The organism is Aureimonas pseudogalii, from assembly GCF_014196835.1.
GTDB lineage: Bacteria > Pseudomonadota > Alphaproteobacteria > Rhizobiales > Rhizobiaceae > Aureimonas > Aureimonas pseudogalii.
Map to the genome: position 1 here is coordinate 1 of NZ_JACIEK010000020.1, position 23982 is coordinate 23982.

The 23982-nt window shown below is 65.3% G+C and carries 18 protein-coding genes; 9 read left to right on the forward strand and 9 right to left on the reverse strand.

Features of this window, described 5'->3' with window-relative positions:
- Positions 1-289 precede the first annotated feature (289 nt).
- The 9 genes from tssM to GGR04_RS21205 all read right to left on the reverse strand — a co-directional run bounded on the left by tssM (position 290) and on the right by GGR04_RS21205 (position 12518).
- Positions 290-3784 (reverse strand): type VI secretion system membrane subunit TssM, encoded by a 3495-nt coding sequence (gene tssM, locus GGR04_RS21165; protein WP_183202240.1) that lies wholly within the window; start codon positions 3782-3784, stop codon positions 290-292.
- The gene (locus tag GGR04_RS21170; RefSeq protein WP_210291914.1) at positions 3781-5154 is read right to left on the reverse strand and encodes a type VI secretion protein IcmF/TssM N-terminal domain-containing protein; all 1374 of its coding nucleotides are present in this window, start codon (positions 5152-5154) and stop codon (positions 3781-3783) included. Before GGR04_RS21170 ends, tssM begins: the two co-directional genes overlap by 4 nt.
- 407 nt (positions 5155-5561) lie before the next feature.
- Positions 5562-6779, reverse strand: a complete 1218-nt coding sequence (icmH, locus tag GGR04_RS21175; RefSeq protein ID WP_183202242.1) for a type IVB secretion system protein IcmH/DotU — start codon at positions 6777-6779, stop codon at positions 5562-5564.
- 384 nt (positions 6780-7163) lie between these two features.
- A complete protein-coding gene (gene tssK / locus GGR04_RS21180; RefSeq protein WP_183202243.1) occupies positions 7164-8498 on the reverse strand; it encodes a type VI secretion system baseplate subunit TssK in 1335 nt (444 codons plus the stop codon).
- Between the two features lie 70 nt (positions 8499-8568).
- Positions 8569-9087 (reverse strand): type VI secretion system lipoprotein TssJ, encoded by a 519-nt coding sequence (tssJ, locus tag GGR04_RS21185; protein ID WP_183202245.1) that lies wholly within the window; start codon positions 9085-9087, stop codon positions 8569-8571.
- The gene (locus tag GGR04_RS21190; protein ID WP_183202247.1) at positions 9080-9763 is read right to left on the reverse strand and encodes an FHA domain-containing protein; all 684 of its coding nucleotides are present in this window, start codon (positions 9761-9763) and stop codon (positions 9080-9082) included. The genes tssJ and GGR04_RS21190 overlap by 8 nt, the downstream gene beginning before the upstream one ends.
- 161 nt (positions 9764-9924) lie before the next feature.
- A complete protein-coding gene (locus GGR04_RS24490; protein WP_183202249.1) occupies positions 9925-10965 on the reverse strand; it encodes a methyltransferase domain-containing protein in 1041 nt (346 codons plus the stop codon).
- A 39-nt stretch (positions 10966-11004) separates the two neighbouring features.
- Entirely contained in the window at positions 11005-11307 is a 303-nt protein-coding gene (locus tag GGR04_RS21200; protein ID WP_376769884.1) for a PAAR domain-containing protein, read from the reverse strand.
- Between the two features lie 143 nt (positions 11308-11450).
- A complete protein-coding gene (locus GGR04_RS21205) occupies positions 11451-12518 on the reverse strand; it encodes an ATP-binding protein (protein WP_183202251.1) in 1068 nt (355 codons plus the stop codon).
- 104 nt (positions 12519-12622) lie between these two features.
- Here GGR04_RS21205 and GGR04_RS21210 point away from each other — a divergent pair, with 104 nt between their 5' ends.
- The 9 genes from GGR04_RS21210 (at position 12623) to tssC (GGR04_RS21250) (ending at position 23976) form a co-directional block, all read left to right on the forward strand.
- Positions 12623-12958: an STAS domain-containing protein gene (locus tag GGR04_RS21210; RefSeq protein WP_183202253.1), complete on the forward strand. Its 336-nt coding sequence runs from the start codon at positions 12623-12625 to the stop codon at positions 12956-12958.
- Positions 12959-13197: 239 nt separating this feature from the next.
- The gene (gene tssH / locus GGR04_RS21215; protein WP_183202255.1) at positions 13198-15882 is read left to right on the forward strand and encodes a type VI secretion system ATPase TssH; all 2685 of its coding nucleotides are present in this window, start codon (positions 13198-13200) and stop codon (positions 15880-15882) included.
- A gap of 40 nt (positions 15883-15922) precedes the next feature.
- Positions 15923-16402, forward strand: coding sequence for an Hcp family type VI secretion system effector (locus GGR04_RS21220; protein WP_183202257.1), 480 nt, complete (start codon positions 15923-15925; stop codon positions 16400-16402).
- A gap of 44 nt (positions 16403-16446) precedes the next feature.
- Positions 16447-18507: a type VI secretion system Vgr family protein gene (locus GGR04_RS21225; RefSeq protein ID WP_183202259.1), complete on the forward strand. Its 2061-nt coding sequence runs from the start codon at positions 16447-16449 to the stop codon at positions 18505-18507.
- A gap of 2 nt (positions 18508-18509) precedes the next feature.
- Entirely contained in the window at positions 18510-19130 is a 621-nt protein-coding gene (locus GGR04_RS21230) for a DUF6931 family protein (RefSeq protein WP_183202261.1), read from the forward strand.
- Complete coding sequence (gene tssA / locus GGR04_RS21235) at positions 19130-20383, forward strand: type VI secretion system protein TssA (protein WP_183202263.1); 1254 nt, start codon at positions 19130-19132, stop codon at positions 20381-20383. The genes GGR04_RS21230 and tssA overlap by 1 nt, the downstream gene beginning before the upstream one ends.
- A 23-nt stretch (positions 20384-20406) precedes the next feature.
- Positions 20407-20922 carry a type VI secretion system contractile sheath small subunit gene (tssB, locus tag GGR04_RS21240; protein ID WP_183202265.1) on the forward strand — a complete coding sequence of 172 codons (516 nt, stop codon included), beginning with the start codon at positions 20407-20409 and terminating at the stop codon, positions 20920-20922.
- Positions 20919-22412 (forward strand): type VI secretion system contractile sheath large subunit, encoded by a 1494-nt coding sequence (gene tssC, locus GGR04_RS21245; protein ID WP_376769885.1) that lies wholly within the window; start codon positions 20919-20921, stop codon positions 22410-22412. The genes tssB and tssC (GGR04_RS21245) overlap by 4 nt, the downstream gene beginning before the upstream one ends.
- A 13-nt stretch (positions 22413-22425) precedes the next feature.
- Positions 22426-23976 carry a type VI secretion system contractile sheath large subunit gene (gene tssC, locus GGR04_RS21250; protein WP_183202269.1) on the forward strand — a complete coding sequence of 517 codons (1551 nt, stop codon included), beginning with the start codon at positions 22426-22428 and terminating at the stop codon, positions 23974-23976.
- The last annotated feature ends 6 nt before the right edge of the window (positions 23977-23982 follow it).

Below are 23982 nucleotides of genomic sequence, written 5' to 3' on the forward strand. Positions count from 1 at the left end.
GCGACATTCGGCGCTAACCTTCATCAGCCCGCTTCAGTTCGAGAGACAAGCCGCGTAATATCGAAACCGCTCTCCACTTTCCCGGGGTAAGTCCAGTCCAGTTCGGCCATCTCGAGAATTCGAAGCGGATCGCGACCCGCTACGACCGCCCCGCAGTCAACGCTCTCGCCGCCACCGCCCTGATCGCGACGGTGACTTGATCGCTTGGGTGAGTCACCTGCCGAGGTAAAATGAGGTTCAAGCCAATTCAAAGGGCGACAACATCACCCGCGGTTCATCCGATGTATCTTCAGAGCTGAGGGCATCGATAATTGTCGAGCAGCTTTAGTTCGAACGGGTTGCGTGTGCTGGCGGGTGTCAGCTTCAGTGTGAAAGCTCGACCTGCAAGAGAAAAACTCGCCAGGAGCGCATTGCCGTCGACCAACCGACGTGACGCCGCTTGGTTCATCAGACGGAACAAGGCCCACGGCCCCTCTCCCATCGCCATGTTCGTGCCGCCGTCGATCTCAGGCGTCATGGTCAACGCCGCCGGAGCGTTGGAGAGAGCAGGAGGCCATTGTGCGCTGAGCGGAACCGCGGGTCCATGGGCAAAGCGCAAGGTCTGCCCCCCGACGTCGAAGCGCGCCACCTGTGCCTGGGGGTCGAGACTGATCGGCAAGAGTGCGAAGCGGGAGGCAGGTCCATCGCCGCCGGGGAAGAAAGCCTGCGTGATGCCGTCCGACTGTTCGAACGCCCTCAGCGCCGCCGCATCGAGCGACAGATCCTCGGGGCGTCCCGCTCGCCAGGTCCAGGGTCTCGCACTCGTGTCGATGAGGGGCTTGAGATAGGCTTCGCGAAAAGCAGCGATCTGCCCCCGAGGCCCGAAGACCGACTTGAAGTCTTCGAAGGGCGTGTCTTCACTGGCACGTGCGCTGAAGGGGAAGCGGTTCAAGGTCGCCGCTTGGCAGGCGGGCAGGACCGTGGTGTTCCAGACTTCGCGCAGACGTTCGCCGGATGCGCCTTGGATCAGGTCCATCGCCGCCGTCTGCACGCGTTTGAAGAAGGGCTGGAGCGAGGGTGGAAGAGCCGCGACGAGAAGGTCGATCTGTGCCGAGACCGTCTGCGGTTCGGTGCCGAGTTCGAGAACGTTGCCGCCCTCGGCGATATGGTTGAGCTGGCGGTAGAGCGGCTCGAACGCGGCCAGAACGCCGGCGACCTGAGAGGCATTCCCTTCGGAGGCAGCTGTCGCCCGGCGCAGGGGCGCGAACGCTGCGGTCACCACGCGCCCGGGATCAGCAGGTGCGCCGATGCCGAGCGTGGTGGCGGCTGGTGCTACGGCCGCAGCGATCGCGTCTGCGGCGGCGGGCGGGATGGCAGGGGGCGAAAGGTCGGTCTCCTTCGCGATGGCCGACAGAAGGTCGGCGACCGGCGAGGGCGTCGTCACCAACAGGGATAGGAGCTTCGCACCGTCCGCCGCCGTCGGCATGGGCCGCACGGTCAGATCGGACAGGAGCCCATCCCAGAGGCGGATCGTCTCGGCAGAGAAGAGACCCAGCGTCCCCTCGAAGACATCGCTCGATGCGCGCCCTTCGCTTGAGCCGAGCACCCAGGCGTCGCCTTGGATTTCCGCCGCCGCGGCCCGCAGGGCCGGCAGCGACGCACGGTCGAAGGCGCCCGCTGTCGCAAAGCCTGGAAGGCCGTCCCACATCGAGCCGCCATCGAGTCTCGCCAAGGCGAGCGGCCCCGCTGCACCGGCATGGTCGCTCGGCCGCCAAGGCGAAAGCGCCTCGATCTCAGGGCGCGCGCGCGCCACGTCGAGCGCCAATTGCGCCAGCGTATAGGCGGCGATGCGTCGCCGTGCGTCGACGACGAGCGAAGCTTGGACAGGCGACACCGCGACGACGTGGGTTCCGAGCGCGGCGACATGCGCCGCGAACGCGACACGGTCCGCATCGGAAGAGCCGGCCAGCCAGCGTCGAGCCAGCCATGCGCCCGATCGCGGCAGGTCGAGCGTGTCGAGCGGGCGCTCTCCCGACAGCGCGAGGTAGAGTTTCAGCCCTTGATAGAGATCCGGCACGCTGGTGGCCTCGTCCGCTAGCGTCGCCTGGAGCCCTTCCGTCAAATAGGGCACGAAGAGCCGATTGAGCCCCGCCGTATACGCATCCCCGGCGGCGCTTTGCAGCGCGGGCACCTCGGCAATGCGACCGAGGTCTTCGCCGGGTTCGCGTCCTTCGAGGATCCGCAGGCCGTTCAGGATTGGGAGGACGTCGATGAAAGGGGGTAGCCGGGAGCCGAACCGCGAGCTCGACAGGCGATCCTGCATGGCGGCAGCGTCGCTTTCGATCGCAGCCGCATAGGCGGATGCCGCCTGATGGCGGGAGATCCAATGTGCGGACAAACCCAGCGCCAGCAGACCTAGACATGCGGCGGCCGCCATCTGCCAACTCTGCGTGACACGGCGCGCGGTTGTGGACAGGCCACTGCGCAGGGCGTCGCGTGGCGCGAGGGCAGCCAGGAATTCTCGCACGAAGAAGGGGCGTGACAGAGAGGGATCAGGCTCGCCCGGTCGGGGAAGCCCGGAGGGCGCGGCAAAGCTTTCTCCAGCCGCCAAGCCAACGAGATCCATCGCGGAACCTCCCTGTCGCGCCGAGGCGAAGGAGATGCTGCGCAGATAGGGCGGGCGGTCGAACCGGTGCGGGACGGCTAGGATCTGGATGAACGGCGCCACCAGATCCCCGAGCGCGGCGAACTGCTCGGGAAATTCATAGACAAGCGCCCGGCGACGCGCGTCGGGCTCTTCCTGAAGCCGCGGCAGACGCCATTCGGCCGCCCATCGGGCCAGGTCGCCGAACCGTGTTCGGAACCGTTCGGCAGGCGCGAATTCCCGTTCGTCTTCCGATGCGAGGAACGGCATGCCCCAGACAGCCTCGCGCTCGCTGCGATCGGTCGTCTCGAAGAAGGTCGAGAAGCCCAAGAGGCGATCGAGCTTGGAAAAGACGAGATAAACGGGCGGGCGGGCCAGCAACCGCTCGCCGACCTCGTCCAGTCGGCGGCGCAGCGTCTTGGCGAGCGAGCGACGTGCCTCCTCGCCCATCTCGGCAAAGCTTGACGCATCCACGACGAGAACGATTCCACAGGCGGGTTGCCGTCGGCGCAACCGCCGGACGAGATCGAGGAGCCGCAGCCAGACCTGACCGTCTGCCGGCTCGCTTCCCGACCCTGTCAGGCGCCCGGCGAGATCGAGAAAGACGGCGTTCTCGGTGAACACGAAATCGACGTCGTCCGTCGGTCCCCCGGCCCCCTGCGGTGGGCCGAACGGCATGCTGAGATCGGCGTTGAGAAGCAGGGCCGTCTTGCCCGATGCCGTGGGCCCGATGACGAGGTACCACGGCAGGCGAAAGGCGCGCCGCCCGATGCGTCCGCGTCCGCCGTCGCGTCCGAGCCGGGCCAGCGTCTCGTCGGTCTTGCGCCGGATGACGGTCAAGCGACGCTCGACCTCGGAGCGGTGCTGGTTCGCACCGGCATTCGTCTCCGCCTCCTGCTGGCGCAGAGCCGACACCAGGCGCTGGTCGTGCGCCCCCTTGCGCCAACCCAGAAGCACCGCCGCGATGCCCCAGGCCAAAGCGATCGTCAGAAGCAGCGCGAGACGCGGTGTCGTGTCACCGAGGGGACGGACGTCGCCGAAGGCGAGGAGCGGCCCGCCGAACCAGACGAGGGCGGCGACGATGAGGGCCGCGGCGGACATCCAGGTCAGCGGATGGGTGACGAGGTGACGCATGCGCCCGCGGGACGACGACCGGCTCATGGCTGGCTGTCCTTCCAGGCGAGGATACGTCGTGCCACGTCGAGATAGACCGGGTCGGGTCTAGCAGGCGCCAGCGACAACGCAGCGGGACTTTCATGCAGGAATGAAGCCTGGGTTCCGCCACCCGGCAGCGCCGCAGCGGTTTGCTCCAACCATTGGCCAAGCGCTGCCGCGTGACCTTGCGCATCGGGCGAGGCGGCGGCGAGACGAAGCGCAACGGTATCGCGGTCAGCGCCGAGATCGGCGAGATCCCGCGCCAGCCGCGCCGTGAGGTGCGGACCCAGACTGTTGCGCAGGGCGGTCTCGTGGGCCGTGGCGATCTCCCGACGCAGATCGGTGATCGGGAAGGGTCGGAAGAGTATACCGAGCTCGTCCAAGCCATTCAGCCGACCGATGCGATCCGTCGTCTCGGCGACGCGGCTCAGCACGTCGTCGCTGGCATCGCGGGACGACAGCACCGCCGTGTCAAGGCGCGACAGCTGTGTCTCCACCCTTTCGATCCGGCTTTCGGCCCGGTCGAACCCAAGACGCAGCGTCACCGCGCCAAGGAGCGACAGACACACGCAGACGGTCAGGATCAGCACGCCGAAGATGGGACGACGATACCAAGGCGGGCGAGCCATGCCGACGAGACCTGCTTCGCGGATCACCGCGTCTCGCAGCAGGCCCGCCACGAAGAACCCGTGCTCGGCATCGCCCACTTCGATATCGGGCAGCGTGCCGCTGCGCGGCATGGCGTAGCGGGCTGCCAGCTCGGGCAGCAGCGCGTCGATCGTCAACGCGTCCTGCTGGGAACTGGTGAGGTAGACGCCGCGCAGGAAAGCGCCCTTGCGACGACGGATATCGGAGGGAAGGATCGGACGCAGAACCGTATCGACGATCGGATCCATGGCCGCGACCTGCGCGCCGAAGCCGATGAGCCGCCCCCCCCGCAGCGGGTCGTCCACACGGGCCAGCGCATCCAGGAGTCGAGTTCGCGTGGCTTCGACCAAGCTGCGCACGCCGGCATGGAAGGCCTCGACGACATCGGCCGTCTTGGCACCGTCGCGCAGCGACAAGGGGAACGAGAAGCCCCAGGACTGGTGGCGTTCGCCCGGCTCCAGGGCTTCGAATCCTTCGAGGAAGCCCGGTGCGAGATCGATCTTGGTCAGCGCGACATAGACGGGGGGGCGCGATCGAGCCTGCGTTTCGAGCGCAGCGAGACTTGCCGCCAAGCCTTCCCCGATCTCGCGGCGCTCCAGCGCATCGGCAAGCGTCAGATCGGCGGGGCTGACGGCGAGGATGACGCCGTTGATCGGGCAGGCCGGACGAAAGCGTCGAAGGAATGCCGCCAAACGCTCGACCTCGGCCGGGACGCTCGCGATCTCCACGAAGATCGCCTCGGATCCCAGCCACCAGCGGGCCCCCTCCGCCTCCACCGGCGCATCGAGATCGAGGCCCGATCGTTCCAGAAGCTGTGTCTTGCCCATGCCGGGCGGGCCGACGACGACGAAGAGCGGGAGCCGATAGCGCTGGTGCGGCCCGGCCAGGCGGCGCGCGGCCAACGCCGAGCGCCATTCCCGCGCGCCCTCGCGCGCCAGAGGAACCGCAGCCACCACGTCCGGCCGCGCCGGACGCATTCCAAGCAACAAAAGGAGCATCGCCCAGAGGACGACCGGTGCGGCGGTCAGGACGAACCGAACGTCGTCTGCGGCCACGGGAGCTTGGCGCCAGACGACGAGCCCCGCGCCAAGCGCGAGCAACAGGCTGAGGCTCCAGATCGCAATGCGGCGCGGCGTCACGGCGTCGCGTCCTCCGCCGGTATGCGGAACTCCACGCGTCGGTTGCGTGTCCGCCCCTCCGCGGTGGCGTTCGATGCGATGGGCGAACCATCCCCACGGCCCAGAAACGACGTGCGGGAGGGATCGGAGAGGAAGCGCTGAAGCATGGCCGCGGCGGATGCCGCCCGGTCGCGCGAGAGCGTGTCGTTGTTGCGCGTCGGCGAGGCGTTGGCGATCGGCACGTTGTCGGTGTGCCCGATCACGGTGACGCGGCCGGGCTCCGGGTCGAGGGCCGCCGCGATCCGGCGAAGCATCGGCGCTTCGTTCTCGCCGAGGGCGGTGCCGCCCGTCGGGAAGGACGCGCGCAGCAACCGAACCACGATGTCGCCGCCGTCGGCCACCACTTCGAGTTCACCGCTGGCGATGTCCGTCGCGACCGCATCCTGAACGCGTTGCAGCTGGGTCTGAAGTTCGCCCTGCGGCGTGAACGGCTCGGGAACGTCGGGCAGGTTCGGTGCCCCGACGAAGATCGGCATGGCCGGCGACAGGGCGGCGACGCGCTCCGCTGCAGCGTCCACGCGCCAGGACAGGAGCAGTCCAAGGACGACATGGAGGACCACCAGCGCGGCGACGATCGCGGCCGACAGCGCCCAGAACCAGATCATCCGGGCCGGCGGACGATAGGGTGCATCGACTGCCGTGAAGCCCGCCGACAAACGGCGCTCATGCGGCCCACGTAGCCGGCGGATTGTGCGGTACAGCTCGCCGCGCAACCGCGAGAGATGAGCCGGCCCGCCCTCCATCACGCGATACTTGCCGACGAAGCCGATCGACAGGCAGAGTGCCATCAGTTCCAGCGCATCGAGATTCTCCTCGGGCTGCCCATAAAGCTGTCCGAGGAGATCAAAGAAGCGCTCGCCGCCCCACGTCTCCTGATAGAAGGTGCTGACGAGCCCTTTTGCCGGCCAGTCCGACTGCCCGCCCCAGGCGGTGTTCAGGATGATATCGTCGATCGTCGCGCAAAGAGCGTAGCGGGCGACACGAGCGAGCCTTGGCGAGACGCCCCGCGTCATCGCGTGGCTCTCGAAACGCGAGACGTCGTCCATCACGCGCGCCCGGAACTGCCCGACGTCGTCAACCGGAAGACTTTCGTTGAGGCGCGCTGCGAGCCACAGAAGCGGCGATGCGACGGCGACAAGGGGGTTCAGCGCCGCGAGTTCGAAAGCCTGTTCCACATGCGAGTCCGGACCAAGACGGATCGTGGTTGCGAGAGCACCGAACTCGGAGCGCAGCGGGGTGGGCGGGCTGCCGAAAGACCTGTCGGAAGAGAACCCGAAATCCAGTGGGTCTCGCCCATTGCCGGAGAAGCCGAACGGATCCGATTTGTTCGGGCCGTCGAACGATGCGAACTCACTGCTGGGTGCCCCCCATGCCGGAGGGGCGCCCAAGCCCGAACCGCCGACCCGCGATCCGTAGGACGGCTGTTGGGCAGGCGAGTTGGACGGCGCAGCGTAAGGTGAGGAGGGCGAGAGCGGACGCCGGATCGTGGCGTCCGGATCGAACTGCGAGCCCGCTGCCGGATCCGGCGCGAAGGGGTTGGGTGGCCTCATCTGCACGGTTTAGTCCTTCACCGCCCAGAGTTCGAGCTCCAGACCGGGGAAATCCCCGCCCACATGCAGCGCCATGCCGCTCGATGTGGCGAACTGACGCCAAAGCGGCGAGGACCGGTCGAGTTCGCAATAGGCCTTGCCCGTATGATACGGGATCTGCCGCGGTGCGACGGGCAGGCCGCGCAACGGCACGCCTGGCAAGGCCGTATTGACCAGTTCCCGGATCTGCTCGACCGGACCGATCTTCACCTGCCCGACCAGACCGCGCATGAGCACGTCGGCGGGCATGTTGGCCTTCGCCGCGAGAAAGAAGCTGTACTTGGCGAACATGGAGCGCTCCGGGACCTGCGCGACCCTGATCCCGTAGCGATGTTCCGTCAGCGCGATCGCCATCGCTCCCTGGTCGAGAACCGTCGAAAGCGCCTGCCGCAGCGCCGTCACGACGGGCATGAACGTCAGGTGCAGTTGATCGTGACGATAGGCCGGGAACGAGCGTGGCCGTCGCTCGGCGCTGGTGAAGGTCGCAAGCTCCCCCGCCAGCGAAGCGATGGCCGTCAGGACGGTTTCGGGATGGACGACGGACGCGACGGCGAGATGTTCGAACAGCGGCTGCCAGCGATTGACCACCTGCAGCATCAACGTGTCGGTCATGTCCGACGAGGTCCCTGCCCCGCCGCCCGCCACGAGCCGACCGGCAATGGCTTCGCCGCGATGGTTGAGAAGTCCGACCACCTCGTTCAGCAGGGCCGTCAGATACGGAGACACGGCGCAATCGAGAAGCGGCGGCACATAGTTATTGTCGAGAACGACGCTGTTGTCGGAGCGCACCTCGATGATGCGCGCGAGGCCGATATGGTGGAAACCGCTGCGTTCGGCTGTCTCCAGCGTGTAGGACAGGCGCAGCTCACCGACCTGGATGGGCGCGAACGCCGTCTCTCCGGCATTGGCGTCGGGCACGTCCCGTTCCACCACGCGAAAGCGCGTCGTCGATTCGCCGTTCGGGCCCGCTGCTTCGAAACCGCCGGGCTGGCTGATGGGGACGGACAGATAGACGATGCAGTTGCGCGTATTCTCCGGCAGATGCAGCGGCTCGGGATGCGGCGCGTCGTCAGGCAGCACGAAGGGCGTGCCGTCCTCGAACACGCCGCCGGCGCGCTCCACCGCGAACCGTCCGGTGGACAGCAACTCGTGATTGAGCTTCAGCTCAAGCAGCCCCCAGCCGTACCCGCGAAGCCCCGCGGCCCGCCCGCGCACGAGCCGCTCCATGTAACGGGCATCCTGCTGGAAATGCTGGGCACGAATGAACATGCCCTCGGACCAGACGACCCTGTTCGCAAATGCCATGACGTTGCGGTCCCGTTCCTGTTCGCAGTCATCACCACGCGGACGTCCCGCGTGCCGGAAGTTTTCAGTCTCATTCGTCCTGTGGTCCGAGCGTGACCGATTCGCTGTCGATCTTCGCGCGGATCTTGAGGGTCTTCTCGCCCTGCAGCGGAATGATCGCGCGCCATTTCGCCTTCTGGAATTCCTCGAAGCCCACCGTCACGCCGACGGCCAGCGCATCCGGGGCCAGCGGCGCGGAAATGCGCTGCACGTCGCTGGGTGTGAGGAAAAGTTCCTTCTTGCCGAGCAACGTCGCACCCAAGGTCGCCTCGTCCTTCTCCCACAACTCGAAGAAGTTCGCCTCCGTGAAGACATCGGGCGACGACAAGACGTATAGACGAACCGAGATCGGCGACGGCACGCCATCCCGACCCGGATTGACGAGGGGCGAAGCGGTGGCGAGAAAGTCGATCTTGGCTCCGTCGGCCGGCTTCTTGATCTCGATCTCCTTGGCCGGCACAGGGTCTTTTTTAAGAAGGCTGCAGCCTGCCACCGGCAGAATGAGACCGAGCGCAAAGAAAGATCGGCGACTGAAGGTCACGTCACGCACCACCGACCTCGCGGTCGTCGGACAGCGGTGCCGTTGATAGCATCTGCTGAAGGCGTGCGGCCAGTTGGCGCTTCAGTCGATCTGCCGTCCCCGATTCCCAATCGGCGGTCACGTCCTCCAAAGCGGCAAGAACAGCACGGCCCGACAGCCCATCGCACAGGTGGGCAAGGCTTGCGCCCCCGGCCGCAAGCCCCACGGCCGGCTCTACCTGCCGGGACGGATCGACCAGTTCTCGGGCGAACAGCTCGTCGAACTCTTCTTCCAGCCTCGATCCACCGGCCATGGATGCGGGAGCCGCGAACCAGTCGTCGGCGACCAGACTTCCCGGTATCGTATGTGGCGCGGTGGCGGGGGACGCGCCGGTCAGTTCGATGACGACGCACGCATCTCCGAGGCGAAGCACCTGCTTGTCCTGAAGTTCGACCTTGGCGCCGAAGCCGATCGGATCGCTTGCATCGCCGAGGAACGTTCCGTTGGTGGAGAGATCGGTCAGGACGAAGCGGTCGATTTCGCCGTCGATCCGACAATGACGTCCGGACACGACCCGATCGGGATCGGGCAAAACCCAGTCGCAGACAGGCGAGCGGCCGATCAGCAGGCTGCCGGTGTCGAGGCTTCGCGACCGCGCCGCGCCCATCAGTCGTTCCGGTCCTTGAAGGGTCAGGGTGAGACGCATGATCGATGCCGCCCGGCTAGCGCTGTCGGACCGGGGCGCGATGCGGCCGTCCTGGACAGGCTGATGGCCAAAAGAAGAACGTGATGGAGACTGCCGGGCACGTGCGGGACGAGCGTGGACCGAAGACGAGATCGGACGCCGCAAGCGTGTTGGGACGGCGATCATGTCGCCACGTCTACAAGAGCGTTGGCGGACCAGGACAGATGGGTGAGGTAACGCATCGACGAGCGGTCGTGGAGCCGGATCTGCCATTCCGCCTCTTCGGTTGGACGGCTTCGACGCAGGGAACCGGCAGCCTGCGCTCCATCGGACAGAAGTGCGTCCAGGGCCTGCTCGGGACGCCCCTTGTGCGCGCTCTGCGCCGCACGTCCACCCAGCCAATTCGCAAGCGGCGTCGCCGCACCGCTCCAGTCGAACGGGGTGGCGAGGGCGCAGGCTCCGTCGGGCATCAGCACGCGGCCGAACTCGGCCAGCGCCTGCGAGGGATCCGCGACGCAGTCGAGAAGGTTGATCGCCGTGACGAGTGCGAAGCTCGCGTCGACAAACGGCAACGCCAGCGCATCGGCAATCCAGATGTCGCAGCGCGGATGGGCGGGAACGTCGAAGGCGCGTCGTTCGAAATGCAGGCCGCCGCGCCGTCGGTCGTAGGCCACCTGCCCGCCGACCACGGCATCTTGGGCCACACGCGCCAGCGGCACGGACAGGTCGAGCCCGAGCACCAGCTGGTCCGTATGCTCGGCGAGTTCCGCCACGGTGCGCCCCGCCCCACAGCCGAGATCGAGGAGCGGTCCGGGAGGAAGGGATGCCGGGATCCCATCGAGAAGGTGCGCCATGATTCGGGCGGCCTGCCCCGGCTCGACCTGCTCGGCTCCGGCTTCCGCCGGATCGCGATCGGCCCAATGATCCCAACCGTAGGAGGAGACGTGCTGGCGAATCGCGTCAAGCCCGGCACCGGGGCCCGTCGCTTCCGCCAGGAGATCTGCGACGGCAGGCGACAGATCGCGTCGCATCGTCAGGTAGAACAGATTGTCGGACAGATAGCGGGACAGGTCGGGCACCAGCACCGGCAAACCATCGAGGATGGGATAGCGCGAACCGCAAGCGTCGCACTGGAGGATGCCGGCCCGCACATCGTCGTTCCGCTCTTCCTCCACGCAGGTCAGCGTCAGTGGTGCGAGACCGCCCTTCAGGCGACATGCCACGCAGACCGGACGCAAGGATTGAAAATGCCCGAGCCGCATTCAACCACCGATCATGACGGTGGGATAGCCGGGCGGCAGAACCTTCCCGGTGGGACTGGGAACGGGGGCAACGCAGGCAGGATGCATCGTCAGGTCGCCGACCCGAGCCGCGGGCAGGCCGCCGATCATCACCGTCGCCGATCCCTTGGCCAGCATCCCCGGCCCACCCGGAACGCAGCCGGCCAGAAGGCAGGGTTGCGTCATGTCGGACAAACGCGCGGCCGGAAGATTGCCGATGAGGACGTTGGGTTGGCCCTTCACGATGGGAAGCGGCATGGCCGGATGGGGAACAGCCGTCGGCACGGGCGCTGCCGGATGAATGGGCGCATGACAATGTGGTGCGTCCTGCAACACGAGGTCGGTCATTCTGGCAGCTGGAGGCATAGGAGACCTTGGGCAGGCGAACTCTGCCGGAGAAAACGATGTCTGTTTAACGATCTGCCGGTTCAACCGCCAGATGGCTCACGATCCGCTTCCGCGTCGAACCGCTTCTTCAGCCTTAGAACGTTCCATCCCCTCTCCCGCTCGTAGCTCGTCTCGTCCACGAGCGTGCGGACGAAGTGGATGCCGAGCCCACCGACCTTGCGATCCTCCAGTTCTGCGGTCAGATCGGGGTCGGGCGCAAGGAGAGGATCGAAGGCGCGACCGTCGTCGCGTACGGACAGATCAACGCAGCCGGGCGCGACGTCAAGCCCCACCAAGATCTCATGCTGTCCGCCATCGAGATAACCATAGCTCACCGTGTTCGTCAGCAATTCGTCGAGCGCCAGTCCCAGCGCTGCACCGACCGGCTCAGGAACCCCTTCGCGGGCCAGGGTCGCCTCGATACCCGAAACCAGGCCGGCAATGGCAGCAAGATCGTTCATCATCGAAAAATCGTGGGGGGCTTTCCCGCTGGTGGCGCGCAGCGTGAGTCCCACCAACGACACGCCGGGCACCAGCGTCTTGAGGAGACGAGACGCGAGATCGTCCATGCCGAAATCAGGGGTCTCTTTCGCCGGATCGCCCAGCGCCCGCGTGCCGGCGACGAGCCAGAGCACCGATCCGGCCGGCAGTACGCCATCGCTGGAAACGGTCTGCCCGCCGATCGCCCTGACGTGCTGCCCCCGGCCGCCGCCGCTGAACCGCCCGCTTGCGGGATCGAGGGTGAGAAGCGCCAGATCGAAGGCGGTGTCGGCGAACTCCGCCTCGTAGGCCCGCTCCACCAGCATCAGCGTTTCGTCCGTCGGCAGCGACAGGCCAAGCCCGGCTCGCACGAGTTTCTGGAGAGCGGCCGCCCGCATCGCGCCCGACGCGCCGGCGCGCGGAATATGCGCGGCACAGAGCGCCAATAGGCCACCCGGCTGCCAGAACGTATCATAGAAGGAGCAGACATCCGCCGACTCGGCGACCAAACCGGAAAGCTCGAGGTCGCGCCGGTGGGGAAACCGCTGCGGCAGCAACATGCGCGCGACCTCGGCGGCCAGCCGGTCACCGGGCGTCGTCGGATGCGGTTTGATCGATGAAGCGGTCATGAAAACGCATTTGTAAGAGTACTGCCCGATGAGTAGAAGATAGAAATTGCATTGACGAAGCCTTGACGATACCCATCGAGACGCGATTTTTTCGGGATCATGCCATGAACATTACTGAAGTTAGACGAGGCGACCGGCTCGTCGTCGCCCCGGTCGGCCGGCTCGATAGCAATACGGCCCCCCTACTGGACCGTCATCTTTCCGCGGCGATCCAACGCGGCGATACGAGACTGGTGCTCGATCTCGCCGGTATCGATTACGTCAGCAGTACAGGACTATCGGTGTTTTTGTCCGCCGCCAAGAAAATTAAGCCGATCCCGGGCGGTTCGCTTTCTCTTTCGGGTCTCAATAGCCGCATCCGGCTTGTCTTCGAAATGAGTGGCTTTCTACGTCTTTTTCCAATCTTCACCAATGTCGACGAGGCCGTCGCCCAACCCTAACGTAACCTTTCTTTAAGATAAACGCACGAGGTGCACCCGATGCATCCGATCCAAGTTGCGCCATCAAGCCGTTTGGTGCCTTTTGAGACTGAGAGCCAAGTCTTGGTTTTCGGGCAGGCTCGATCCCGACCGCTCGATCGGTGTAGGTCTCGGTCGCAATTTCCGCAGGCTCTCGGATCCTGACGGGTTCTAAGAACGCATGACCGTGGGCCTCGCGTCGAAGGCATCGGGAGATTTCATTGGCTGTCGATCTGCAGGTTCTGGTAGGGCGCCTCAATGCGCCGGCGCGTGCCTCCCTTGAAGCCGCGGTGGGCCTGACCCTCTCGCGGACCCACTATAACGTGGAGATCGAGCACTGGCTGACGAAGCTGGTGGAACCGGCCGACACCGACGCTGCGGCGATCCTGCGCCATTTCGGGATCGACATGGCGCGCTTGCAGACCGATCTCACGCGAGTGCTCGATCGGTTCAAGACCGGCAACAGCCGCGCCCCGTCCCTGGCTCCCAACGTCGTCCGCCTGATGCGGGAAGCGTGGCTCCTGGCATCGCTCGAGTCGGGTGAAGCCAGCGTCCGCAGCGGTCACGTCCTGGCGGCCTTGATGGACGACGATACGCTCTCGGCGGTGGCGCGGGACGCGTCTCGCGAACTGGCCAAGATCAACGGAGAGGATCTGAAGGCGGCGCTCGGGACGATCACCGCCTCCAGCACCGAAGCCCCCGAAGGCGCGGAGCCCACGGGAGAGCCGACACGCCCGAGGGCCGCTGTCGGCGCCGCATCCGCCGCTCTCGACCAATACACGGTGAACCTCACCGCCCGAGCCCGCGAGGGGAAGATCGACCCCGTTCTCGGCCGCGATGCCGAAACACGCCAGATCATCGACATTCTCACACGCCGCCGGCAGAACAATCCGATCCTGACCGGCGAGGCGGGCGTTGGCAAAACGGCGGTCGTCGAGGGATTTGCGCTGAAGATCGCCGCCGGCGACGTTCCGGATGCCCTGAAGGACGTGGAACTCCTTTCGCTCGACCTCGGCTTGCTGCAGGCCGGAGCCGGAATGAAAGGCGAGTTCGAGAACCGTCTGAAGAACGTGATCGAGGGGGTGAAGTCGTCGCCCAAGCCGATCATCATGTTCATCGACGAAGCTCACACCCTGATCGGCGCCGGTGGAGCCGCCGGGCAGAACGATGCAGCCAACCTGCTGAAGCCGGCGCTTGCTCGCGGTGAAATGCGAACCATCGCAGCCACCACTTGGGCCGAATATAAAAAGTACTTCGAGCGCGATCCGGCGCTCACCAGGCGTTTCCAGGTGGTGAAGGTCGAGGAGCCGGGGGACGAAGCGGCCATCGCCATGATGCGCGGTCTCGTGCCGACGCTCGAGCGCCACCATGGAGTGCGCATCCTGTCGGAAGCGGTCGAGGATGCGGTTCGTCTGTCGCGCCGCTACATTCCCAGTCGCCAGCTACCCGACAAGGCCGTCAGCCTTCTCGACACGGCAGCAGGCCGCGTCTCGGTCGCCAGCAACGCGACGCCAGCCGCGATCGAGGATGCCCGGCGTCAGATCCAGATGCTCGACACGGATCTGGCGGTGCTGGGACGCGAGACGCGCATCGGCGCCGACCACGGCGCACGCATGACCGAACTTGAGGAGCGGCGCGAAGCGACGCAGGATCGGCTCGACGCGCTGGAGCGCCAGTTCGAACGTGAGAAGGCGATCGTCGATCGCATGCGCGCCCTGCACGAAACGCTGGGCAGCGAGACGACGGGCGAGGAAGCAGGCGACCCCGCCGTGCTGCGCGAGGAGTTGCGCCAGCTTGGTACAGAGCTGACCCTGCTGCAGGGCGAGCACCCTCTGATGCGGGTGACCGTGGATGCTCAAGCGATCGCCGAGGTCATCGCCAACTGGACCGGCATTCCCGTCGGCCGCATGATCTCGAACGAAATCAAGACGGTGCTCAACCTCAAGCCGAAGCTGGAGGAACGCGTCATCGGCCAGCCGCAGGCTTTGGAGGCCATCGCGGAAACGATCCGCACCTCGCGTGCAAAACTGTCCGACCCGCGCAAGCCGATCGGCGTCTTCCTGATGGTCGGCACGTCCGGCGTCGGCAAGACGGAGACCGCACTGGCCGTGGCGGAACTGCTCTATGGCGGCGAACAGAACCTCACCGTCATCAACATGTCGGAGTTCAAGGAAGAGCATAAGGTTTCCATGCTCGTCGGCTCGCCTCCCGGCTATGTCGGCTATGGCGAAGGCGGCGTGCTGACCGAGGCCGTGAGGCGGCGGCCGTACTCGGTGATCCTGCTCGACGAGGTCGAGAAGGCGCATCCCGGCGTTCAGGACGTCTTCTATCAGGTGTTCGACAAGGGGATGCTGCGGGACGGCGAAGGTCGGGACATCGACTTCAAGAACACCGTGATCATCCTCACGTCGAATGCCGGCACGGATTTGATCCACCGCCTCTGCGCAAATCCGGCCACGCGTCCGAGTCCGGACGAGCTGTCCGAGGCGCTGCGTCCCGAGCTGTTGAAAAGCTTCAAGCCGGCCTTCCTCGGTCGGTGTTCGGTGATCCCCTATTTCCCGCTCGCCGACGACGTGATCCGCCAGATCGTCGACCTGCAGCTCAAGCGGATCGCCAAACGCTTCGCCGAAACCTACAAGTCGCGGCTGCTCTGGGATGCCGAGCTCGTGGCGGCCATCGCAGCGCGGTGCACGGAGGTCGAAAGCGGGGCCCGCAACATCGAGTACATCCTGTCGCGCAGTTTGCTGCCGCAACTGTCGGCGCAGGTCCTCGCTTGGATCGCCAACGATCGCGAGGTGCCGAACGTGCGGATCTCCCTCCATTCCGACGGCAGCTTCAACTTCTCCCCTGCCGACGCGGCGGAGGGGGATACGCTCCCGGTCGAAGAACCGGTCGCGGCCGAATAACCGCGTCGCCCCAACAGTCGTCCACCAAGGAAGCGCATTCATGGCCATCTACCTCAAATACGATCAGATCAAGGGCAACGTCACCGCCGAGGGCTTCAAGGAGTGGATCGAGCTCCAGAGCTTCCAGTGGGGCGTCGGGCGCGGCATCGGCTCGCCGCATGGCAGCGAAGGCGTACGGGAAAGCTCGCAGCCCTCGCTCAGCGAGGTCACCGTGACCAAGAACTTGGATAAAGCGTCGAACGACATCCTGGCGGCGGCCCTTCACGGAAAGCCCGTCAAGGCCGAAGTCGTGTTCACACGCACCAAGGCAGGCGGCGGCGGCGTCGAGGAGTTCCTGCGCTACGAGCTGACCAACACGCTGACGTCCGGTTACTCGGTCTCGTCGGGTGGCGATCGGCCGTCGGAGTCCGTTTCGCTCAACTTCACCAAGGTCATGGTGAAGAACTCCGTCGCGAAGGTCGACAACGCAGGCGAGCCGGTGTCGATGACCTACGATCTGTCCACCGCGAAGAACGCCTGATTCCGGCGCGCGGTTCGACCCTCATGGCATCCTGAAAGGTCTTCATGTCGACGGTTTCCCTGTCGCAGGATCAGCGCTGGCTGCGGCTGCAAACGCCGCTCGGCAAGGATGTCGTCGTGGTCGAGGAAATGGAGGGTCGCGAAGCTTTGTCGCGGCTCTTCTCCTTTCATCTTCGCGGAATGTGCACACCGACCTTCGGCGCCTCGGACCTTCTCGGTCAAGCGGTGAGCCTGACGATGTCGCGCTTCGCCGATGAAACGCGGCTGATCCACGGGATCGTGACGGGGTTTCGTTTCGGCCCGCAGCTCCGCAGCGGCTATCGACGTTGCGCACTCGACATAGAGCCCACTCTCGCAGTGCTTCGTCATTCTTCGAACTACAGAATCTTCCAGGAAAAGAGCGTCGTCGACATCGCGTCGGCGATCCTCGGCGAGCGCGACGTCAACGCTTTCCGGTTCGAAATCGTCGGCACGAAAACGCCTCGCGCCTATTGCGTCCAGTTCGGCGAAACGGATCTCGACTTCATTTGCCGACTGTTCGACGAGGAGGGCTATTTCTTCTTCTTCGAACATACCGACGGTGCGCACACGCTCGTCGTCTGCGACAGCGCGGTGAAGTATGCGAGCGCCTCCGGGCCGGCTTTGCGTCATGTGGAACACAGCATCGAGGGCGAGCGGCTGGTTCAGTCCATCATGCTGCATCGACGGCTTACCGACACCAAGTGGAGTTTCCGGCAGTTCGATTTCGCCGCGCCTTCGACGGCGATCGAGGGGTCGAGCGAGTCCAGCCTGTCGCCGACTCGCGGTTGGGAACATTTCGCCTATGGAGAGGGCGCAGCGCTGAGTGCGCGGCAGAGGGGCGCGGCCACGCGCAACGTGGATGCGGCCGACGCGACGATCGAGGAGATCGAAGGCCAGTCCACGGCAGCCTCGCTCGTTCCCGGTCGAAAATTCTCGATCGAAAGCGACTCGTTTGCGGAAGTGGCGCTTGCGGACGATGCGTCCGTGTCGGGCGAGAGCTTCGTGATATCCGAGATCGAGCACCGGCTGATCGACTCTTCGTTCTTCAACAACAAGGTCGAGGACGACGGAAAGCCGGTCTACTCCAATCGTTTCAAGGCCATTCCCGCGAGCCGGACGGCGCGGCCTGCCATCCACATCGCCAAGCCGCGCGCCCATGGGCCGCAGACGGCGACGGTGGTCGGTCCCTCGAACTCCGAAGTCTACACGGACGCGCATGGCCGCGTTCGCGTTCAGTTCCATTGGGATCGGCTGGGTCAGCACGACGAGCAGAGTTCGTGCTTCATCCGGGTTGCGCAGAGTTGGGCCGGCAAGGGCTGGGGCACGCAGTTCATTCCGAGAGTCGGAATGGAGGTCGTGGTGCATTTCTTGAACGGCGACCCGGACCAGCCGGTCGTGACCGGCGCGCTCTACAACGGCGACTGCACGCCGCCCTTCGCCTTGCCGGGCGAGATGAACAAGAGCGGGTTGCGGACGCGCAGCACGAAGACCGGCGACACGACCACGTTCAACGAACTGTCCTTCGACGACACGAAAGAGAAGGAGCAGGTGCTCTTTCACGCCCAGAAGGATTTCAGGCGTGTCGTGGAGAACGACGATGTCGTCGACATCGGCCACGACCAGACCCGCACGATCAAGAACGACCGCACGACGACCATCGCGGACGGCAACGACACGCTGACCTTGTCCAAAGGCAACCGATCGGAGACACTCTCACAGGGCGACGAAACGCTGACCATCGCTCAGGGCAACCGAACGGCGAGCCTGACGAAGGGCAACGACGCGCTGAAGCTCGGGAGCGGCAACCTTTCGATCGCACTGCAGGGCGGAAACATGACGGTCGAACTGCAGGCGGGCAATCTTTCACAAACCTGCGCCGCCGGTTCTGTCACGATCGAAGCGCTTCGCGGCATCACGTTGAAATGCGGGCAAAGCACCATCGAGGTGACCCCGCAGGGCGTGACGATCAAGGGACCGATGGTCACGACGCAGGCGACGGGCAAAGCCGAACTGTCCGGTCTCCTAGTCGACGTCAAAGGTTCGGGCATGACGCAGATCAATGGCGGCTTGGTGAAGATCAACTGACGATGGCCGTTCCGATCGCCCCCATTCAGAAGATTGGTGCCGCCACCGCGGTCGAGGTCTGCGGTCGTGTCGCCCTGTCGGTCGATGCACAGGCCTACCTGACGCCGAGTCTCTCGCCGCAGGGGTTCCTGACGCTTCTCAATGGAAGCGGACTGTTGACCGATGCCGTGCGCTTCCTGGCCTTCGCCCTGCCGGTGCGCGAAGGCGTGTGGTGGGCCTGCATGGCCGGATCGGCCGTGCCCGGCGCGACTTCGATCGATCCCGACCCGGCCTATCGCGCGGCTCAAGACTGGGTCTACGAGACCACCGACGAGCGACGTTTTCTCTGCCTGCAAGCGGCCGAAAGTGTCCAGTCGGCGACGCCGGGTGCCTATGCCGCTCTCGCGGCGTTCTGGTCCGGTGGCAGCATGGCGCCCCTGGGCCTTCCCGAAGTGTTGCCGGACCCGGTGCTGGCGCCGACCGGCATCGCGGCCTCAATCCTGCTTGCCGTCGCGGCTGGAAACCCGGAGCGGGCGGCATCGTTTTTTCAGGACGTGATCGACCGAGGCATCGATATCGGCAATGGCGGAGACGGGCGCCAGCCGGTCGTATCGCAGTTCCCCAGCAGCAGAGCGTTCAACTGATGTCGCTTCCGTCCGTGATCGATCTGGAGGCCCTGTCCCAGCCAGTCGGCGAAGAGACATCATCGGGCAACGATCCACGCGCCGACGGTTCGGCGCAGTCGCTCTACTACCGCGTCAAGGATGCGCGGGGTTCGGCTCGCGCCGCCGAACGCGGGAATGTCGATGCCGACGCACCGCCTCCCGAAACTTGGGGGGTCGTCCTGCAGAGCGGGCTGGCGCTCCTGTCCGGGCAGGCCAAGGATCTCGAAGTCGCCGCCTGGACGACGGAAGCCCTGGTTCGGCTGGAAGGTTTCCTTGGGCTCCGCGACGGACTGCGCATGCTCACCGTGCTGGTCGACGGATTCTGGGACACGATCCATCCGCTACCCGACGAAGAAGATGGCAACGAGGGCCGGCTGACGGCGGTCGCCGCTCTGAGCGGCGCAGGCGCAGCAGGGACCTTGGCTCAGACGCTGCGCACCCTGCCCATCGTGGGGATCGCCAGGCCCTGTTCGATCTGGAACTACGATCAGGCGATGGAGCTGGAGAAGCTCACGGACCCGGAACGGCGTGCGGCACGTATCGCCGGTGGCGCGGTTTCCCTCGAGGCCTTCCGAGACAGTCTGGCCGAAACGGCCGGGCATGATCTCCACGAGCTTCTAACGACGATCGAGGAGGCGTTGGCGGCACTGGCGGCGCTTGGCACCGCGCTCGACAGGGTCGCCGGCTATGATGCTCCCTCCTTCACGCCACTGCGCGAGCTGCTGGAGCATGTCGCGGGCTCGATCCGCCATTTCGGCGCCGACAAGCTCGCGACGCAGGAGAAGGCCCTCCAGAAGCTGGAAAACGCCGCGTTGCCTCAGGTGTCAAGCACCGCTGCCGCAAAGGACAGCGGCTCAGGCGTGAGCGGCGACGAAGCCTCGTCTCCCGTGCGGGTGTCGGCTTCCGTCCACCGGATCAACGGTTTCGCCAACCGTGAGGAAGCGTTGGACGCGGTGACGCAGTTGGCCCAGTATTTCCGCACGACAGAACCGCAAGCTCCCATTTCCTATACGCTCACCGAGGCCGTTCGCCGTGCGCGAATGTCGTTGCCCGAATTGCTTCAAGAGCTTACAACCGACGCATCGCACATAAGCCGTTTTATTCTTGCCGCGGGCATGCGCATCGAAGGCAAAGAAGAGATTACCCTTACTCAACCCGTCTATTCCACGTCGTCGCCCAGTAGCGAAGACAGTTACAGTGCGAGCAGTTCCGGGTCGAGCGATGGGTGGTAATTACCTTATGACTGGAGAGAAGCATGTCTGAGAGCGTACAGCAGAAGCTAAACCGGGTGCGCAAGCCCCGCGTTCACATCACATACGATGTCGAGACCGAAGGCGCGGCGGTCCGCAAGGAACTGCCCTTCGTGGTCGGCGTGCTCGGCGATTTCGCGGGCAAGTCCTACGAGCCCCAGAAGCCGCTGCGCGATCGCAAGTTCACGCAGATCGACCGCGACAATTTCGACGAGACCCTTCAGCGACTGACGCCGGGCGCGCAGTTCCGCGTCGACAACACGCTCTCCGACGACGGCTCGGAGATCGCCATCGACCTCAAGTTCAAGTCGATGGCCGATTTCGAGCCGGCCGCCGTGGTTCAGCAAGTCGAGCCGCTGCGCAAGCTGATCGAGGCCCGCAACAAGTTGCGCGACCTGATGACGAAGGTCGATCGCTCGGAAGAGCTCGAAAGCCTTCTCGAGGAAGTTCTGAAGAACACGGACCAGATCCAGGCCCTAGCCAGCCAGCTCGGTGCGGATTCCGGTAAGGGAGACGAGTGATGAGCGAGACCCAGCTGAAGTCGGCCACCGGCGCCGAAGCCACGTCCGAGACCGGCAGCCTGCTTGATCAGGCCATCGGCGCGACGCGCAACACGGACGCCAACGAAGTTCAGGACCTTCTGCGCAACCTGACGCAGGAGGCGATGAAGGGAACGGTGACGTTCAACAAGAACCTCGCCGTGACGTTCCAGAAGGCGATCGCCGCGATCGACGATAAGATCTCGAAGCAGCTTTCCGCGATCCTGCACCATCCCGAGTTCCAGGAACTCGAAGGCTCATGGCGCGGGCTGAACTATCTGGTCAAGAACACCGAGACGAGCGCCAACCTGAAGATCCGCCTGCTCAACATCTCCAAGAAGGAGCTGAGCAAGGATCTGGCGAAGGCCGCGGAATTCGATCAGAGCACGATCTTCAAGAAGATCTACGAGAACGAGTTCGGCCTGTCCGGTGGCGAGCCCTACGGCGCGCTGATCGGGAACTACGATTTCGGCCCCGGCGCCGACGACATGGCGACGTTGCAGAGCATGTCGAATGTCGCGGCTGCGTCCTTCTCGCCCTTCGTGGCGGCGGCTGCGCCCCAGATGTTCGGCCTCGACTCCTTCACCGAGCTGTCGAAGCCGCGCGACCTCGAAAAGATCTTCGAGACGCCGGACTACATCAAGTGGCGCTCGTTCCGCGAGAGCGAGGATAGCCGCTTCGTGACGCTCGCCATGCCGCGCGTCCTGTCGCGCCTGCCCTACGGCTCGGCCGGCACGCAGATCGAGGAGTTCGATTTCCAGGAAGCCCCGGTCGATGCCGATGGCCGGACGACGGCGATGACGCCCGATAAGTTCACCTGGACGAATGCCGCCTTCTCGCTCGGCACGCGCCTGACCGATGCCTTCGCCCAGACCGGATGGTGCACCGCCATTCGCGGCGCCGAAGGTGGCGGAAAGGTCGAGAACCTGCCGAGCTTCAGCTTCGTTTCCGACAGCGGCGACACCGACCAGCAATGCCCGACCGAGATCGGCATTACGGACCGGCGCGAGGCGGAACTCTCCAAGCTCGGGTTCCTGCCGATCTGCCATTACAAGAACACCGACTATGCCGTGTTCTTCGGCGCGCAGACGACCCAGAAGCCCAAAAAGTACGACACGCCCGAAGCCACCGCCAACGCGGCCATTTCGGCCCGTCTGCCCTACATCATGGCGACCGGCCGGATCGCGCACTACCTGAAGGTGATGGGCCGGGACAAGGTCGGCTCCTTCCTCGAGGCAAGCGACGCCGAGAGCTGGCTGAACAGCTGGATCAGCAACTACGTGAACGGCAACGCGGCGGCCGGCCAGGAGACGAAGGCACGCTTCCCGCTCGCCGAGGCCAAGGTCACGGTGAAGGAGATTCCGGGTGCGCCCGGCTCCTACAACGCGGTCGCCTATCTGCGTCCCTGGCTGCAGATGGAAGAACTCACCACCTCCATGCGGCTCGTGGCCCGCATTCCGGCGTCGGCCTGACGGGCGGCGCGGCATGCAAGTGAACCTTTCCTCCCCTTCCGAAGGGGAACGGATCGCCGGTATCGTCGCGCCACCGCTCGGGCTTCGGCTGACCGAAGCCCTTTTCGACGAGGACGAAGCGGGCGAGAGCGATCTCGCCCGCTTCGTCGGGAGCGATGATACGGCGGAAGCCCTGCAGCTCTGGTTCGGCGACCGGCTGCAAAATCTTCTGACCCGCACAGGAGGCGGTCTTCGTGCCGCGATCGACCGCGACATCGCCGCGATCGACGACCTCCTGTCGGTGCAGGTCGACGAAATCCTGCACCGTGATGAGTTCCAGGCGCTCGAGGCGTCGTGGCGTGGCCTGGACCATCTGCTGGCCTCTGCCGACAACGACGAACGCGTCGTGGTGCGCATCATGTCAGCCACGTGGGCGGAGTTGGCGCGAGACTTCAACCGCGCGTCGGAATTCGACCGCAGCCTGCTGTTCGAGCGCCTGTACAGCGACGAGTTCGGCATGCCCGGCGGGCTGCCGTACGGACTCGTCCTGTGCGACTACGAGATCCAGCATCGGCACGGCGCGGCGCGCGGCATTCCCGGCGACGACATCTCCACCCTGGCCTCGTTGGCCGGCGTCGCGGCCGCTGCGTTCGCCCCGTGCGTCATCGGTGCGAGCCCTGCCCTTCTCGGCGTCGAAGAGTTCTCCGAACTGTCCTTCGTTCAGGACATCGCCCTCCCCTTCCGCGGCACGGACTACGCTCGCTGGCGTGCCCTTCAGGCCCAGGACGACAGCCGCTTCCTAGCCGTCACAGCGCCGCGCATTCTGCTGCGACGACGCCACGCGGACAGCGGCGCTCGCACCGACGGGTTTCGCTACGAGGAAGGCCGGCATGGCCTGCCCGTCAAGAACTGGCTCTTCGGCAACGGTGTCTATGCGTTCGGCGCCGTTGTCGTCACGTCGTTCCGTGACTGGAGCTGGTTTGCCGACATTCGCGGCACCCGGCAGGATGAGAGCGGCGCGGGCTTGGTCGAGAATCTGCCCAGCGCTCCCTTTTCCACAGGAGAAGCGGAGGCCTATCGCCGGCCGCTCGAAGTGGAGCTGACCGACCGCAAGCAGAAGCAGATGGAGGAAATCGGGCTGATGACCCTCAGTCCATGCCGTTACACGCCAAACTCGGCCTTCCTCGGGGCGCCCTCCCTTCATGCTCCCGCCCACGCGGGAACCGACGTGCGCGCCGCCAACGAACGCATCTCGTCCATGCTCCAATACATCCTCTGCGTCAGCCGCTTCGCCCATTACATCAAGGTCATCGCCCGCGATGTCATGGGGGCATTCACCACGGCCGACGAATTGCAGTCGCGCTTGAGCACGTGGCTTCAGCAATATGTCACCGGCAATGCCGACGCTCCCGAGGAGTTGAAAGCGCAGTATCCGCTGAACAGTTCCCGCGTCGAGATCCGCGAAGTTCCCGGCAAGCCGGGATCCTTTGCTTGCGTGATGCATCTCAAGCCGCATTTCCAGATCGACCAGATGGTGGCTTCGTTCCGTCTCTTCACGGAACTGAATGGCCTTCGCGAGCGCTAGAGCCTC

Bases quoted from the DNA above. Each gene is read 5' to 3' on its own strand.
- tssM (WP_183202240.1), bottom strand. From the start codon at position 3,784: ATGAGCCGGTCGTCGTCCCGCGGGCGCATGCGTCACCTCGTCACCCAT.
- tssK (WP_183202243.1), bottom strand. From the start codon at position 8,498: ATGGCATTTGCGAACAGGGTCGTCTGGTCCGAGGGCATGTTCATTCGT.
- GGR04_RS21190 (WP_183202247.1), bottom strand. From the start codon at position 9,763: ATGCGTCTCACCCTGACCCTTCAAGGACCGGAACGACTGATGGGCGCG.
- GGR04_RS21205 (WP_183202251.1), bottom strand. From the start codon at position 12,518: ATGACCGCTTCATCGATCAAACCGCATCCGACGACGCCCGGTGACCGG.
- GGR04_RS21210 (WP_183202253.1), top strand. From the start codon at position 12,623: ATGAACATTACTGAAGTTAGACGAGGCGACCGGCTCGTCGTCGCCCCG.
- GGR04_RS21220 (WP_183202257.1), top strand. From the start codon at position 15,923: ATGGCCATCTACCTCAAATACGATCAGATCAAGGGCAACGTCACCGCC.
- GGR04_RS21225 (WP_183202259.1), top strand. From the start codon at position 16,447: ATGTCGACGGTTTCCCTGTCGCAGGATCAGCGCTGGCTGCGGCTGCAA.
- GGR04_RS21230 (WP_183202261.1), top strand. From the start codon at position 18,510: ATGGCCGTTCCGATCGCCCCCATTCAGAAGATTGGTGCCGCCACCGCG.
- tssA (WP_183202263.1), top strand. From the start codon at position 19,130: ATGTCGCTTCCGTCCGTGATCGATCTGGAGGCCCTGTCCCAGCCAGTC.
- tssB (WP_183202265.1), top strand. From the start codon at position 20,407: ATGTCTGAGAGCGTACAGCAGAAGCTAAACCGGGTGCGCAAGCCCCGC.
- tssC (WP_183202269.1), top strand. From the start codon at position 22,426: ATGCAAGTGAACCTTTCCTCCCCTTCCGAAGGGGAACGGATCGCCGGT.